Origin of the sequence: Kineothrix sp. MB12-C1, from assembly GCF_030863805.1 — a bacterium.
Lineage (GTDB): Bacteria > Bacillota > Clostridia > Lachnospirales > Lachnospiraceae > Kineothrix.
On record NZ_CP132957.1, the window covers coordinates 2009777 to 2026433 of the forward strand.

The 16657-nt window shown below is 35.3% G+C and carries 13 protein-coding genes and 1 pseudogene; 6 read left to right on the forward strand and 8 right to left on the reverse strand.

Annotated features, from left to right (window positions below; translation table 11 throughout):
* Nucleotides 1–13 precede the first annotated feature (13 nt).
* The 8 genes and pseudogenes from rsmG to rpmH all read right to left on the reverse strand — a co-directional run bounded on the left by rsmG (nucleotide 14) and on the right by rpmH (nucleotide 7073).
* Nucleotides 14–772 (reverse strand): 16S rRNA (guanine(527)-N(7))-methyltransferase RsmG, encoded by a 759-nt coding sequence (gene rsmG / locus RBB56_RS09350; RefSeq protein WP_306718588.1) that lies wholly within the window; start codon nucleotides 770–772, stop codon nucleotides 14–16.
* Between the two features lie 13 nt (nucleotides 773–785).
* A complete protein-coding gene (mnmG, locus tag RBB56_RS09355) occupies nucleotides 786–2744 on the reverse strand; it encodes a tRNA uridine-5-carboxymethylaminomethyl(34) synthesis enzyme MnmG (protein WP_306718589.1) in 1959 nt (652 codons plus the stop codon).
* A 17-nt stretch (nucleotides 2745–2761) separates the two neighbouring features.
* Nucleotides 2762–4192, reverse strand: a complete 1431-nt coding sequence (gene mnmE, locus RBB56_RS09360) for a tRNA uridine-5-carboxymethylaminomethyl(34) synthesis GTPase MnmE (RefSeq protein ID WP_306718590.1) — start codon at nucleotides 4190–4192, stop codon at nucleotides 2762–2764.
* Nucleotides 4193–4344: 152 nt separating this feature from the next.
* Nucleotides 4345–4965 (reverse strand): annotated as a pseudogene (gene jag / locus RBB56_RS09365) (RNA-binding cell elongation regulator Jag/EloR); the annotation flags it as partial.
* 12 nt (nucleotides 4966–4977) lie between these two features.
* A complete protein-coding gene (locus RBB56_RS09370; protein WP_306718591.1) occupies nucleotides 4978–6294 on the reverse strand; it encodes a YidC/Oxa1 family membrane protein insertase in 1317 nt (438 codons plus the stop codon).
* 42 nt (nucleotides 6295–6336) lie between these two features.
* Nucleotides 6337–6546: a membrane protein insertion efficiency factor YidD gene (gene yidD, locus RBB56_RS09375; protein ID WP_306718592.1), complete on the reverse strand. Its 210-nt coding sequence runs from the start codon at nucleotides 6544–6546 to the stop codon at nucleotides 6337–6339.
* 8 nt (nucleotides 6547–6554) lie between these two features.
* The gene (gene rnpA / locus RBB56_RS09380; RefSeq protein WP_306718593.1) at nucleotides 6555–6899 is read right to left on the reverse strand and encodes a ribonuclease P protein component; all 345 of its coding nucleotides are present in this window, start codon (nucleotides 6897–6899) and stop codon (nucleotides 6555–6557) included.
* Nucleotides 6900–6938: 39 nt separating this feature from the next.
* A complete protein-coding gene (gene rpmH, locus RBB56_RS09385; RefSeq protein ID WP_306718594.1) occupies nucleotides 6939–7073 on the reverse strand; it encodes a 50S ribosomal protein L34 in 135 nt (44 codons plus the stop codon).
* A 657-nt stretch (nucleotides 7074–7730) separates the two neighbouring features.
* Between rpmH and dnaA the strand changes: the two genes are divergently transcribed.
* The 6 genes from dnaA (at nucleotide 7731) to gyrA (ending at nucleotide 16492) form a co-directional block, all read left to right on the forward strand.
* The gene (dnaA, locus tag RBB56_RS09390; RefSeq protein ID WP_306718595.1) at nucleotides 7731–9083 is read left to right on the forward strand and encodes a chromosomal replication initiator protein DnaA; all 1353 of its coding nucleotides are present in this window, start codon (nucleotides 7731–7733) and stop codon (nucleotides 9081–9083) included.
* A gap of 310 nt (nucleotides 9084–9393) precedes the next feature.
* Entirely contained in the window at nucleotides 9394–10503 is a 1110-nt protein-coding gene (dnaN, locus tag RBB56_RS09395) for a DNA polymerase III subunit beta (protein WP_306718596.1), read from the forward strand.
* 74 nt (nucleotides 10504–10577) lie between these two features.
* Nucleotides 10578–10787 (forward strand): RNA-binding S4 domain-containing protein, encoded by a 210-nt coding sequence (locus RBB56_RS09400; protein ID WP_306718597.1) that lies wholly within the window; start codon nucleotides 10578–10580, stop codon nucleotides 10785–10787.
* A 46-nt stretch (nucleotides 10788–10833) separates the two neighbouring features.
* A complete protein-coding gene (gene recF / locus RBB56_RS09405) occupies nucleotides 10834–11913 on the forward strand; it encodes a DNA replication/repair protein RecF (RefSeq protein ID WP_306718598.1) in 1080 nt (359 codons plus the stop codon).
* Nucleotides 11914–11947: 34 nt separating this feature from the next.
* On the forward strand, nucleotides 11948–13882 hold the full coding sequence (gene gyrB, locus RBB56_RS09410) for a DNA topoisomerase (ATP-hydrolyzing) subunit B (RefSeq protein WP_306718599.1): 1935 nt from the start codon (nucleotides 11948–11950) through the stop codon (nucleotides 13880–13882).
* 33 nt (nucleotides 13883–13915) lie between these two features.
* Entirely contained in the window at nucleotides 13916–16492 is a 2577-nt protein-coding gene (gene gyrA / locus RBB56_RS09415; protein WP_306718600.1) for a DNA gyrase subunit A, read from the forward strand.
* Nucleotides 16493–16657: the final 165 nt, after the last annotated feature.

Sequence of the window (16657 nt, forward strand, 5' to 3'; positions counted from 1 at the left end):
CATTTTTTCATCACTAAACTCGAATGGGCTCCTTTGCAGGGAGTCCTGCTTTTCTGGGAAATTTAGATGGCGTATTTTTTATCTTCTTTATTATAAGGAGATTTCTATTAATATCGGAAGATGGAAGAGGAAAATAAATTTGATTCTCTATTTTTCCTCCAAGAATCGATACAGCCTTTTCTGCTTCTCTTAATTCTTCTATTAATTTCTCTGACTTATAGGAAATAAACAAACCTTCTTTTTTCACAAAAGGGAGGCAATACTCCGATAGAGTAGAAAGATTAGCAACTGCTCTGGAGACACATAAATCATATTTTTCCCTTAACTTATCGGGTTTCGCATAATCTTCTGCACGTCCATGAATAGGACTTATCCTAACAAGGCTCAGTTGATTTACCACTTCATCCAGAAACTTAATCCTTTTATGAAGAGAGTCCAAAAGAGTAATATCAAAATTAGGAAATGCAATCTTCAAAGGAATTCCTGGAAATCCTGCACCGGTCCCAACATCAATTAATCTAACTTTCTTGCTTCTTATATCTTCCTTCATTTCATCGAAAGCCTTCACAATAGAAAGACTATCGATGAAATGTTTCTTAAGAATCTCATCGAAATCAGTAATTGCCGTCAGGTTCATAAAGGAATTCCATTCTATAAGTAATTCATAATACTTAATAAATTGTGAAATCTGCTGATCACTCAATGGAATATTAAGCTCTTCTAAATCTTCCATAAATTGTTTCAAATCATAATGACCGAAATTCTTATCCATTCTTATAACCTACTTATTTATATTTATTGTACTGCTCCAAATAAACCAAAAGCACCGATATATCTGCCGGAGAAACTCCTGAGATTCTAGAAGCCTGGCCTATAGATACTGGCCTATAAGAATCTAACTTCTGTCTGGCTTCCAAACGAAGACTTCTCACATCATCATAGTTCAAATCCAAAGGAATCTTCTTCTTCTCAATCTTTTTAAATTGTTCCACCTGCTTCAACTGTCTGGAAATATATCCTTCATATTTAATCTCAATTTCCACCTGTTCTATTACATCTACAGGTAAAATTTCTCTTCCTTTATCAATTACAGATAAGATTTCATAAGAAAGTTCCGGCCGGCATAAAAGTTCAGCCATATTTGTTCCTGTCTTCAAAGTAGAACTTCCATGCTCCGTTAAAAATTCCTGAATTCCTTTAGAAGCGCCAACAGTAGTATTTTTTAACCGATTAACTTCTTTCTCTATTAATTCCTTCTTAGAAAGCGTAGCCTCATAAACTTCCTTAGAAATAAGTCCTACTCGATATCCCTTTTCTCTAAGACGTAAATCCGCATTATCTTGTCGAAGAATCAATCGATATTCAGCCCTGGAAGTCATCATTCTATAAGGTTCTAAGTTATCTTTTGTCACAAGATCATCAATCAATACACCTATATATGCTTCCGAACGATCTATTATTAATTGTTCTTTATTAAGAATAGAAAGCGATGCATTAATCCCGGCAATTAAACCCTGTGCTGCCGCTTCTTCATATCCGCTGCTTCCATTAGATTGTCCTGCACTGAAAAGTCCGGATATATTTTTAAATTCCAAAGTAGGAAATAGCTGTCTCGGATTAATACAGTCATATTCAATCGCGTAAGCGTTCCTAACTATCTTACAATTCTCAAGTCCCGGGACCGTTCGATACATAGCGATCTGAACATCTTCAGGAAGAGAAGAGGACATTCCCCCTACATATACTTCATTCGTATAAAGTCCTTCCGGTTCAATAAAAACCTGATGTCTTTCCTTATCTGCGAACTTTACGACCTTATCTTCAATCGAAGGACAATACCTGGGACCTGTCCCCTCAATAATTCCTGCATAAATAGGAGAGCGGTCCAAGTTTCCTTTTATAATTTCATGAGTATTCTTATTTGTGTAGGTAAGCCAGCAAGAAACTTGATCTATCTGCACATCTTCCGGATTAGTAGAAAACGAAAAAGGAACTACCTTTTTATCTCCGAACTGTTCCTCCATCTTCGAAAAATCGAGACTCCTCTTATCCATTCTCGCCGGGGTACCAGTTTTAAATCTCCTCATTTCAATTCCAAGTTTCTTCATGGAATCAGTTAAATGATTTGCTGATTGTAAACCATTGGGTCCTGTATAAGTAATGCTTTCTCCGCAAAGACATCTTCCATTTAAATAAGTACCGGTACAAAGAATTACAGCCTTACATTCATAAATAGTGCCTGTAAATGTTTTAATACCAACAATCTTTCTTTTTCCTTCCCTTACTATATTATCTGAACTACTATCCACAAGTTCATCACTTTCAGAAAGGTTATCCACATCTTCAACAAGAAGTTCACACACTTCTGCTTGCTTAATTGTAATATTATCCTGATTCTCCAGAACCTTACGCATTAAGTTAGAATATTCCAATTTATCTGCCTGAGCTCTAAGAGAATGAACTGCCGGCCCTTTAGATAAATTCAACATCTTAGATTGTATAAATGTCTTATCTATATTCTTCCCCATTTCACCACCAAGAGCATCGATTTCTCTTACAAGATGTCCCTTGGAGGTTCCTCCTATATTCGGATTACATGCCATAAGAGCTATGCTATCTACACTCACGGTAAAAATAACTGTCTCTAACCCAAGGCGCGCGCAAGCAAGTGCCGCTTCACAACCAGCATGTCCTGCACCTACTATACAAACATCCACTTTTTCTCTTAATCCTGTTACAGACATAATATTTCCTTCTTTCCCTATTTACCCATACAAAACTTAGAGAAAATCTCATTTACCAAATCTTCTCCTACTTCTTCGCCTATAATAGTACCTAAATCAGAATATGCACTCATCAAATCGATAGAATAAAAATCCTCAGGCATATTATCCTCAATGCTTCTCTTCACTTGAAGCATACTTTCATAAGCATTTATAATCGCTTCCTTATGGCGCATATTTGTAATAAATACTTCATCATTAAAGGACAATTCTCCCTTAAAAAACATGTCCTTTATCGCCTTTTCTAACAAATCAATCCCAGTATTATCCCTTGTAGAAGTCTTAATAATATAAATATCCTCCAAAGAATTTTCCTCATGACCTAACTCTCTTATCTGATTTAATAAAACTTCTTCTGTCACAACTTCCTTCAAATCAGACTTATTCAAAAGTATTACTGTTTTCTTCCCTTCAATCATATGAATAATATCATAATCATTATCATCCAAAGGTACGGAAGCATCCACAACATAAATGATCAAATCCGCATTAGAAGCATATTTTTTTGCTCGCTCAACACCTATCTTTTCTACAATATCATCGGTAGAACGAATTCCTGCGGTATCAATAATATTCAAACTAATACCATGAAGATGAATGGATTCCTCTAAGATATCTCTCGTTGTTCCTGCAATATCTGTAACAATAGCCTTCTCTTCCCCTACAAGAAGATTTAACAAAGAAGACTTACCGGCATTCGGTTTCCCTACGATGACTGTATGAATCCCTTCCTTTAGAATCTTACCATTATCCGAAGATTCAAGAAGCTTCTTCAAACGTGAAATGATATATTCTGTCTTTTCTAAAAGGCTTTCCTGATATCCATCCAAACTAATATGTTCCGGATCATCCAGCGCAGATTCTATAAAAGCAATCTCATAAATAATCTCTTTTCTCAATTGAATTATTGCTTCCGACACAGAACCTTTTAATTGATTCACTGAACTCTTTAGAGCAAATTGACTCTTCGAATGAATAATATCGATCACCGCTTCCGCTTTCGATAAATCAATCCTGCCATTTAAAAAGGCTCTTTTCGTAAATTCACCCGGCTCCGCAATTCTGGCTCCATGTCTAATCACTGTCTCCAGAATATGATTTACCATTAAGACACCACCATGACAATTAATCTCAACAGTATCTTCCATCGTATAACTGCGAGGTGCCTTCATAATACTAACCATCACTTCATCAATAATATTACTTTTATAATCAGTACCATCATAATCATCTACGATATATCCGTAATTTATAGTATGAGAAGCCAAATCGAGAAGAATCTCTTTTCCTGATCTGGTTCTAAATATTCTATTTACAATTGCAATTGCAGATTCTCCACTCACACGGATAATTCCGATTCCGGAATCCGACATTGCAGTAGCAATTGCAGCTATAGTATCTGTCTTCATATTTCCAGTCCTTATTCTATTTGTAATTGTTCAATACTCTCACAGTTACATCTATATCTTATATTGGTTTGTTAAAAATTTCCTTCTAAAAAAAATAATATAAACCCCTAAATCTTGTTAGATTCAAGGGTTTATTATATCATATATCCTTATCTTTTTAAAGTAACAACTACACGGCGAAAAGGTTCTTCTCCTTCACTATGAGTAGTTACATATTTATCCCCCTGCAAAGCGGAATGAATAATTCTTCTTTCATAAGGGTTCATAGGCTCAAGGGATACGGGACGCTTTGTTCTCTTTACTTTGTAAGCAATATTTTTAGCGAGGTTTTCTAAAGTATCTTTTCTTCTTTGTCTATAATTCTCAGTATCTACCTTTACACGAACATAACTGTCGATATCTTTATTTACTACAAGGGAAACAAGATATTGGAGAGAATCAAGAGTCTGTCCTCTTTTACCAATAAGAACTCCCATCTCATCACCACTTAGAACAATATCAAGAGTTCTATCAGATTCATCATATTTCGCATCTACAACAACGGTCAGATTCATTGCTTCGAATACATCCGCAAGAAAACCTTTTGCTTTGTCATTAATGGAAGATTTCACCTTAGCCTTAATAATTGCAGGCTTAGAACCAATTCCAAGAAATCCCGAAGAACCTTCTTCTACAACTTCATACTCCAATTTATCACTTGTAACAGTAAGTTTCCTGCAAGCTTCTGTAATTGCATCATTTACAGTTTTTGCTGAAATCTCAATATAGTCCATATTTATTCCCTCCTATTTATTATTTTTCTCGTTATATTGTTTTACCATATTAGCTTTGGATGCTATACTGCCCGGCTTAGCACTCTTACTATAATACTCTGTGGATTTCTTTACTGCAGCATCTTTTTCTTCCTGAGTCATAGAAGGCTTATTTATATTATCAGAAGAATTAACCTGAGATTTTGGAGCAACATTCTTTGTACTCATCGCTGCATAATTACTGATGGAACTTAAGCTTTTTCCGGATTTTGCAAGCTTTTTATTCTTCTTTTCCACATTCTTCTTAATTAACTCATCCAAATCTATCTTATCTATATGTCTGTTGATAATTACCTGTTGAATACTTCTTACTACAGAACCGGCAATCCAGTAAAGACCCATACCGGCTGGAAGTGTAAAACAGAAGAACGCCGACATAATAGGCATCATAACATTCATTGTCTTCATGGAAGAGGCCATAGGATTGTCTGAATTTCCTTTATTTGCATCAGGCTGAGGCATTAATTTCGTATTGATCCACTGTGTAACTGCAGATAATATAGGAATTGCCAGAGCAGCGACTACCATAAAATAAGCACCGCTTGAAATTGCTTCCGTCATAACATAAGAAGGAGAATTACCAATATTTAAACCGAGGAAATTATTGTAACGATCCAAAGTATGAAGTGTATTAGTCACATCTCCGGCAAGAGAAGGAAACTTGTCCGAAATAGAAATCCATTCAGCAGTAGTAGCCTTATTCAATACATCAATAATGGTATTTTGTACAAATTCTACATTACCGCCTATAAAGGCTTCCGATTCAAACTGCTTGCTATACATATTGGCATTCTTTAATTCACGAATAAATTCCGTACTTCCCGGCTGTGCAATCAATTTATCCACAAGAGGGAAGAAAGCCTCTTTAATCTTACCTACATAAGCAGGCATCGCATATATAACACGATAAAGAGCAAATAATATAGGCATCTGAATAAGGAGCTGTAAACAACTTCCTGTAGGAGATACACCATATTTGGCATATACAGCCTGGGTTTCCTCGTTCATCCTCATCGATGAATCACTATCTTTTTTACCTTTATATTTCGCTTGAATAGCCTGAAGTTCAGGATTCATCTTGGCAGAAAGCTTAGAGAACTTCTGCTGTTTAATTGTAAGAGGCATCATTACAAGATAAATAACAATAGTAAATAAAATAATAGCCAAACCTATATTAGGAATACCTATTTTATCTAGGCAGAAAAAAATACCTTCCATTATATATCCAAGAAGCTGAGCGACCTGACCTATAATAAAAGTTTGATTCTGGGTTAATATAATACCTAACAATTCTTCTCCTCCTTATGAAGTCATAGATTTTTAGTAAATATTCTATGGAACCGGATCATACCCTCCCTTTGAAAAAGGATTGCACCTTAAAACTCTCCATAATGATAAAAGCCCACCTTTGAAAGCGCCGTGTTTACGGACTGCCTCCAGACCATATTCCGAACAGGTGGGAAAATAAGGGCATTTTGTACTTTTCATGGGAGAAATATATTTTCTATAGAACTCAATCATATAAATTAATAACTTTTTCATACCAATTATCAAATTAAGCTTCCAAATATATGATGAAGCTTTCCGAGATGTAATAATGCGCTCTCTATCTCAGCATAAGAAGCTGAAGCCGCATTGTTTCTTGCAACGACTACTATATCTAAACCACTATTAAATATATTTTCATGTAGTCTGTAACTTTCGCGCAACAATCTTGTCACCCGATGGCGCACAACACTGTTTCCGACTTTTTTACTTACCGACAATCCAAGTCTGTTCATTTCTTTATTATTTTCCAACACATACATTACCAAATACTTATTAGCATAAGATTTGCCATTTTTATAAACTTTCTTGAAGTCGTTATTTTTCTTTAATGATTCCGAAAATCTCATCTTTTTTCCACAAGAGAAAAAAGGCCACAAAACTGCGGCCTATGCTGACAATCTCTTTCTTCCTTTTGCTCTTCTGGCTGCCAGAACGCTTCTTCCACCCGGAGTACTCATTCTGGATCTAAATCCATGAACTTTCTTTCTCTGTCTGTTTTTAGGCTGAAATGTCATTTTCATAATACAGTGCACCTCCTTTTTGACCTTTATATATAAATATAAGGTAAACGAATTTTTATATATTACAAATGCATGTGCTAATACAGATGTATAATACAAATGTATAATACATTGGGAAAATATCATTACGATTATATAAGATAAACAAGTTCCCGTCAAGTGAATACGAATAAATTTAATAAATTAAAAATACCTAAAAAAGCCTGGAAAAATCGTGATTTTCACTAAAACTACATATTGTTATTTCGATGAAGAGTAAACCACTAAATATAGATATCAAAAAAAATTATACACATATCTTATTTTTTATTTTTCTACATAATAAGCTATCCACACTTTGTGCATAACTTGTGGATAACTAATTTATAACATGTGAAAATAGTGTGAACAAATTCTAGAATCCCTTTTCATTTACTGGCTCTTCTTCTGTTTATAATTATTAATTCAGTTATACACATATCTATTCCATTTTTAACTTTTACCTTTATCCTCATTTTCATTATCAACAAGAAATCCCCTTTACTATCCACATTATGTGTATAAATTGGTTTATAAAATTAACCATTTGAAATTTTATATTATTTATATTAAGATGTAAATGAGGTATTTTCGCTTTACATATACTTATGCTGTATTTTACAAAATCGGAGGCATTGCATGGATTCTATTAAAGAAAATTGGGAATTAATCAAACAAACGATAAAAAAGGAATATGATCTTTCAAATATTTCTTACAATACATGGGTAGCCAATCTTAATTTCTACGGAGTAGATAACGATGTGGTTACCATTTTGATTCCTTCTGACCAGGCTCACGCCTTAAGTTACATTACAAATAAATATAAAAGTTACTTTCAAGTTACTATTACTGAGATGATGGACCATGAATATGATATCTCCTTCATATTAGAAAAGGATATCGATGAATTAGAAGATTCTATGGCCTTGAAACCCCAGTATAATATTAATTATGAGAAAGCCAATCTTAATCCAAAGTACCGATTCGATACCTTCGTAGTAGGAAATAATAATAAATTTGCTCATTCAGCTTCTCTCGCAGTAGCCGAATCTCCAGGCGAAGCTTATAATCCTCTCTACTTATACGGGGGAGCCGGACTTGGTAAAACTCACTTGATGCACTCAATTGGCCACTTTATTTTGAATCAAAATCCGAACATGAAGGTTCTCTACGTTACTTCAGAACAATTTACCAATGAAGTAATTGAATCTATTCGAAGCGGTAATGCGGCAGCCATGACTAAGTTAAGAGAGAAATATCGTACGGTAGATATTTTACTTATCGATGACGTTCAGTTTATTATAGGAAAAGAAAGCACGCAGGAAGAATTCTTCCATACCTTCAATGTACTTCACTCTTCCGGTAAACAGATCATTCTTTCCTCGGACAAACCGCCCAAAGAAATGGAAACCTTAGAAGAACGATTCCGTTCCCGTTTCGAATGGGGATTGATTTCAGATATTCAACCGCCTGATTATGAGACACGAATGGCAATTCTTAAGAAAAACGCAGAAAGTTACAATAAGGAAGTAGATAATGAAATATTCAAATATATAGCGACTAATATTAAATCAAATATTAGAGAATTAGAAGGGGCCTTTAATAAAATCATAGCTTTCTCTAAGCTTAATAATGTAGAAATTACTTTAGAAATAGCGGAAGAAGCATTAAAGGATATTATATATCCTGACAAGCCAAAAGAAATAAGTCCCTCTCTTATTATTAATATCGTGTCAGAACACTTTGGAGTTCATCCTGATGATATTACTTCCAAGAAGCGTAATTCTGAATTCGTAGAGCCGAGACAGGTCGTTATGTATCTTTGCCGTTCCATGACAGATATATCTTATCAGAATATAGGAAAGATACTCGGTAAAAAGGATCACACGACAATTATTCACGGAGTAAATAAAATAACAGAGGAACTTAATAATAACGAAGAACTTAAAAATAAAGTGGAAATCATTAAGAAAAAAATCAATCCATCTTAAGGTTTTAATATTGAAATTTTCCACAATGGAATGTTTATTATTATGTGGTTAATATGTTGATACCTTATAGGACTTAAAAAGGAATATTAATGAATTAAAAGTGCTATGTGAATAATTCATAGGTTATCCCAAAGTTATATTTAGTTTTTCACATATATTATGATTTCTTTTTTCCCTGAAAAATAGTATAATAGATAAGGTTATACACATATCAACATCTATTACTAATTATATTACTGAATTCTTTATATATTTATAAGCTCTGCACATCCTCAAACTTTTTTATTTTCAGAAAGGAAGTTATACACAAATGAAATTAGTTTGTTCAAAATCAAATCTTCTTACAGGAGTACAAATCGTATCAAAAGCAGTCCCCAATAAAACGACTATGTCCATCCTTGAATGTATATTAATTGATGCAAGGGGAGGGAACATCAAACTAATAGCCAACGATATGGAACTTGGCATAGAGACATTGATCGAAGGGGATATAGTAGAAAAGGGTATTATTGCCTTGGATGCGAAGATTTTCCTGGAAATTGTAAGAAAGCTTCCTGATAATGATATTACAATCGTAACGGATGCTTCTTATAAGACAACAATTACTTGTGAAAAGGCGAAATTTAATATTATTGGAAAACCGGGAGATGATTTTTCTTACTTACCTTCTATCGAAAAAATAGATTCTATTCTTGTTACCCAGTTTACTTTGAAGGAAGTGATCAGACAGACAATCTTCTCAATTTCAGATAATGACAGCAATAAATTGATGACAGGTGAATTATTTGAGATTAATGAAGATATCTTAAAAGTAGTATCTTTAGACGGACATAGAATCTCTATAAGAAAAATAGGTCTTAAGAACTTTTATATGCCTAAGAAAGTTGTTGTTCCCGGCAAGACATTGAATGAAATAAGTAAAATATTATCGGGGGATATGGATAAAGACGTACATATTTTCTTTACCGATAAGCATATAGTATTTGAATTCGACAGGACTACGGTGGTTTCACGCTTGATTGAAGGAGAATATTTTAAAATTGATCAAATGCTTTCCAGTGATTATGAGACGAAAGTAAGAATTAATAAAAAGGAATTTTTAAATTGTATCGATAGGGCAACTCTTCTTGTAAAAGAAGGGGATAAGAAGCCGATTATTATTAATATGACTGATGAAGTTATGGAACTGAAAATCAATTCCGCTGTAGGAAGTATGAATGAAGAAATTGATATCGATAAAAAGGGTAAGGATATTATGATCGGTTTCAATCCTAAATTTTTAATCGATGCGCTAAGGGTAATAGATGATGAAGAAATCGATATTTACCTTGTAAATCCTAAAGCACCTTGTTTTATTCGCGATGCGGAAGAAAAATATACTTATCTGATTCTTCCTGTTAACTTTACTACGGTTAATTAATGATTATTAATAAATTTTTTAAATTTTAAATAAAAAACAATTTCAAAGCTGTATTTTGAAATATAAGGGAAAACATGGAAATAATAAAATTAAGAGATGAATATATCAAACTTGGCCAGGCATTAAAGGCTGCAGGTTATGTAGAATCCGGAGTAGAAGCAAAAGAAGTTATTTTGGATGGATATGTAAAGGTGAATGGACAGCCTGAATTCCAAAGAGGGAAGAAGCTATACGATAAAGATGTTGTGGAATTTGATGGAAAAAAGATTTTAATACAGAAATAAAGTTATACGGAAGTATATTTTTGTATTTGGAAAACAAGGTGTAATCATGATTATTAAATCGTTGGAACTGATGAATTTCAGAAATTATGATTTTCTGGATTTAAAGTTCAGTGAAGGAACAAATATCCTGTATGGCGATAATGCTCAGGGAAAAACCAACGTATTGGAAGCCATTTATCTATCCGCAACTACAAAATCCCACAAAGGAAGTAAAGACAAGGATATTGTTAATTTCGATTCGGAAGAATCTCATATAAGAACCTATGTTGAGAAACAGGGTATGGAATATAAAGTAGATATTCATCTTCGTAAAAGTAAATCAAAAGGTATAGCAATTGATGGGCAGAAGATTAAAAAGGCTGCCGATCTTCTCGGTTTATTAAATGTTGTCTTTTTTTCTCCTGAGGATCTAAGCATTATTAAGAATGGGCCGGCTGAAAGAAGAAGATTTGTAGATATGGAACTTTGTCAGTTGGATAATTTCTATCTCTATAATTTGAATCATTATAATAAAATTGTAAATCAGAGGAATAAACTTCTAAAGGATATGTATTTTAATCCGGAACTAAAGGAGACTTTAAATATCTGGGATTCCCAGTTAGTATCCTTTGGAAGTAAGATTATAGAACGACGCCGTATTTTCGTAGAACAATTAAATGAAATTATCTATGGAATACATAAAAAGTTATCTGGAGAAAGAGAAGAAATTTTAATCAAATATGAGCCAGATGTGGAAATTGATGATTTTGCAAGAATGATGAAAAGTAGCCAGGAAAAGGATATACGTCTTAAACAAACATCGATAGGGCCCCATAGGGATGATTTTTGTTTTCTTGTAGATAACATAGATATTCGTAAATTCGGTTCTCAAGGGCAGCAAAGGACAGCAGCTCTATCTCTTAAATTATCCGAAATAGAATTAGTAAAAAAAATAACAAAAGATACTCCGATACTTCTTCTTGATGATGTATTATCGGAGCTTGACAGCAACAGACAAAATTACCTTCTTGGCAGCATTGGCGATATACAGACGATTATTACCTGTACCGGATTGGATGAATTCGTCAACAATAGATTCGAAATCGACAAAGTATTCCGGATAGTGAAGGGAAGCGTTCAAGATTAAATGGCTGAAGTTGTGAAAGGAGCATATTTATAAAATGAGCAATCAAAATGATTACGGAGCAGACCAAATTCAAATATTAGAGGGTCTTGAAGCAGTAAGGAAAAGACCTGGTATGTATATTGGAAGTACCTCTTCAAGGGGACTTCATCATTTGGTATACGAAATCGTGGATAATGCCGTGGATGAGGCTCTTGCGGGATTTTGCGATAAGATAGAAGTTATTATTAATGAGGATAATTCGGTAACGGTTACCGATAATGGACGTGGTATTCCTGTAGGCATTAATCACAAAGCAGGAATTCCGGCAGTAGAGGTGGCATTTACGATTCTTCATGCTGGTGGTAAATTCGGCGGTGGAGGATATAAAGTTTCCGGCGGCCTTCACGGAGTAGGAGCTTCTGTTGTAAACGCTCTTTCTGATTGGCTGGAAGTGGAAATATGCCAAAATGGTAAACAGTATAAGCAACGTTATGAAAGAGGACACGTATGTTATCCCCTTAAGGAAATAGGAGAATGCCCTGAAGAAAAGAGTGGAACGAAGGTTACATTCAAGCCTGACTCTACTATTTTCCAAGAAACTACTGCTTATGAATTCGATGTATTGAAACAACGTTTAAGAGAGATGGCATTCCTTACAAAGGATCTTAGAATTATCCTTACTGATATGAGAGTGGGGGAAGAAGAGAAACCGATCGTTAAAGAATTCCACTATGAAGGTGGTATTAAGGAATTCGTTAGTTATTTAAATAGGAGTAAAACTCCTTTGTATAGCAGTATTATGTATTTTGAAGGTAATAAAAATGGTGTATATGTAGAAGTAGCGATGCAGCACAATGATTCTTATATGGAAAGTTCTTATAGCTTCGTTAATAATATTAATACACCGGAGGGCGGAACTCATTTAATTGGTTTCCGTAATGCCCTTACTAAGACCCTTAATGATTATGCAAGAAATAACAGATTACTTAAGGAAAATGAAACTAATTTATCCGGTGAGGATATAAGAGAAGGATTAACAGCTATTGTCAGTGTGAAAATAGAAGATCCTCAGTTTGAAGGACAAACGAAGCAGAAGCTTGGGAATAGCGAGGCAAGAGGTGCTGTCGATAATATTGTCAGTGAGCAGCTCACTTATTTCCTGGAGCAGAATCCTAACGTTGCCAAAATTATATGTGAAAAATCGATTTTGGCTCAGCGCGCTCGCGATGCGGCAAGAAAAGCGAGGGATCTGACGAGAAGAAAAACAGCTTTGGAAGGAATGAGCCTTCCCGGAAAGTTAGCAGATTGTTCGGATAAAGATCCGGTAAATTGTGAGATATATATCGTCGAAGGAGATTCCGCCGGCGGTAGTGCTAAAACTGCCAGAAGCCGTGCGACACAGGCAATTTTACCGCTTCGCGGTAAAATATTGAATGTGGAAAAAGCGAGGTTAGATAAAATATATGCCAATGCGGAAATTAAAGCGATGATTACTGCTTTCGGTACCGGTATCCATGAAGATTTTGATATTAGTAAGTTACGTTATCATAAGATTATTATTATGACGGATGCGGATGTGGATGGTGCACATATTTCCACCTTACTTTTAACGTTCCTTTATCGTTTTATGCCTGACTTAATCAAGGGAGGCTATGTGTATCTGGCACAACCCCCTCTTTATAAACTGGAGAAGAATAAGAAGGTCTGGTATGCTTACAGTGATGATGAGCTGGATACTATTCTTCAAGAAGTAGGCAGAGATCAGAATAATAAGATTCAGCGTTATAAAGGACTTGGCGAGATGGACCCTGAACAGTTATGGGAGACAACGATGGATCCTGAAAGAAGAGTTCTTCTTCGCGTTACGATAGATGAGGAAGCGGAATCGGAAATTGACCTGACTTTCACAACATTGATGGGTGATAAAGTAGAGCCGCGGCGGGAATTTATTGAAGAAAATGCTAAGTTCGTGAAAAACCTCGATATTTAGTAAGTCGCGATTACGAAATGGAGATTATAGAAAATGGAAGATAATGTTAAGGACACAGTCTTTGATAAAGTTCATGATGTTGACCTGAAAAAGACGATGGAGACCTCTTATATTGATTATGCGATGAGCGTTATCGCCTCTCGTGCACTTCCAGATGTAAGAGATGGTTTGAAACCGGTGCAGCGAAGAGTGCTGTATTCCATGATAGAATTAAATAATGGCCCTGATAAGCCTCATAGAAAGAGCGCACGTATTGTCGGAGATACGATGGGTAAATATCATCCTCACGGAGATAGTTCTATCTATGGTGCTCTCGTAAATATGGCACAGCCTTGGTCTACTCGTTATCCGCTCGTAGATGGTCATGGTAACTTCGGTTCTGTGGATGGAGATGGTGCAGCGGCGATGCGTTATACGGAAGCGAGGCTTTCTAAGATTTCCATGGAGCTTCTTGCCGATATTAATAAAGATACGGTAGATTTCATCCCTAACTTCGATGAGACAGAGAGGGAACCGGCTGTACTTCCCAGCCGTTATCCGAATCTACTTGTGAATGGTACTACAGGTATTGCTGTCGGTATGGCAACTAACATTCCACCTCACAATTTACGAGAGGTGATCGATTCAGTTGTTAAAATAATAGATAATAGAGTGGAAGAAGACAGAGATACGGATATCGAAGAGATTCTTTCTATTATCAAAGCTCCTGACTTTCCTACGGGAGGTATTATTCTTGGAACGAGGGGCAGTGAAGAAGCATACCGTACCGGCCGCGGTAAAGTAAGGGTCCGCGCAGTGACAGATATCGAGACACTTCCCAATGGAAAGAGTAGAATCATCGTAACGGAACTTCCGTATATGGTGAACAAAGCGAATCTTATTCTTAAAATTGCAGAGCTCGTAAAGTTAAAGAAAATAGATGGTATTACCGATCTTCGTGATGAATCTGATAGAGAAGGTATGCGTATCGTTATTGAATTACGAAGAGATGCGAATGCTAACGTTATTATGAATCAGCTTTATAAGCATACACAGATGCAGGATACTTTCGGCATTATTATGCTTGCTCTCGTTAATAATGAACCGAAAGTAATGAATATTCTAGATATGCTTACGAATTATCTTGCACATCAGGAAGAAGTAGTTACAAGAAGAACGAAATATGATTTAAATAAAGCGGAAGAACGCGATCATATCTTACAAGGTTTGTTAATTGCTCTCGATCACATCGATGAAGTAATTAGTATTATTAGGAGTAGTAATAATGTACAAATAGCGAAACAGAGATTGATAGAACGTTTCGGGCTTTCCGATGCACAAGCTCAAGCTATTGTAGATATGAGACTCCGTACATTAACCGGATTAGAAAGAGATAAAATAGAGAATGAACATAAAGAACTGTTAGAAAAAATAGCAGCACTTCGTGCAATTCTTGCTGATAGAAAATTGTTGCTCGGTGTGATTAGGGAGGAAATATCCATAATTTCTGAGAAGTATGGTGATGAAAGAAGAAGTGTGATAGGCTTTGATGTATATGATATTAATATGGAGGATTTGATTCCTAAGGATAATACAGTTATTGCCATGACGAGCTTAGGCTATATTAAGCGTATGACCATTGATAACTTCAAGAGCCAGAACAGAGGCGGTAAAGGTATTAAAGGGATGCAGACGATAGAAGAAGACTTCATAGAAGACCTTCTTATGACTACGACCCATCATTATATCATGTTCTTTACTAATTATGGACGTGTATACCGTCTGAAAGCTTATGAAATACCGGAAGCAGGAAGAACTGCCAGGGGAACAGCAATTATTAATTTATTACAGCTTACTCCCGGAGAGAAGATATCCGCTATTATACCGGTAAAAGATTATGAAGAAGATAAAAACTTATTTATGGTAACGAAGAAGGGCATTGTTAAAAAGACTCATATTATGGAGTATAGTAATGTGAGAAAGAATGGACTTGCAGCTATTAACCTTCGTGAAGATGATGAATTAATAGAAGTTAAAATAACCGATAAAAATACAGAAATCTTCCTCGTTACAAGACAAGGTATTTGTATTCGCTTTAAAGAGACCGATGTAAGAGCTACCGGAAGAGCTTCTATGGGCGTTATCGGTATGAATCTTATTGATAGAGATGAAATTGTTGGAATGCAGTTAGATCATCAGGGAGATTCTCTTCTTATCGTATCTGAGAACGGAATGGGTAAACGTACTTATTTGGAAGAATTCACCGTACAAAAACGCGGCGGTAAAGGAGTAAAATGTTATAAGATTACCGAAAAGACCGGATATGTAGTAGGTGTAAAAGCAGTCGATGATGATCATGAAATTATGATGATCACTACACTCGGTATTATTATTCAGCTTCGCATGGATGATATATCCACTTTAGGAAGAATTACTTCCGGTGTGAGAATGATTAATTTGGATGATGGTGTCAAGGTAGCAAGAATTGCTAAAGTAAGGGAAAAAGTATCAAATGGAAATCAGGAATTCGAAAATCTGGAGGATGCTTTGGAAGACATTCCTGAGGAAGAAAGACATCCGGTGATCGAAGAAGAGGAAGTAACTCTTCCGGTGGAAGAAATAGAAGAATAATTCACAAAAAAGGTAGAAAAAAACGAAAAATGTGGATAACTTCCTGCGCCGAGCAAAGCTAGTGTGCAAAAAACATACTGCGGCCGCTTGCGGCTAAGGTATATAAAAGACGCAGTTCTCATCGTAAAGATTAAAGATGAGAACTGCGTTTTTATTTTTAGTATT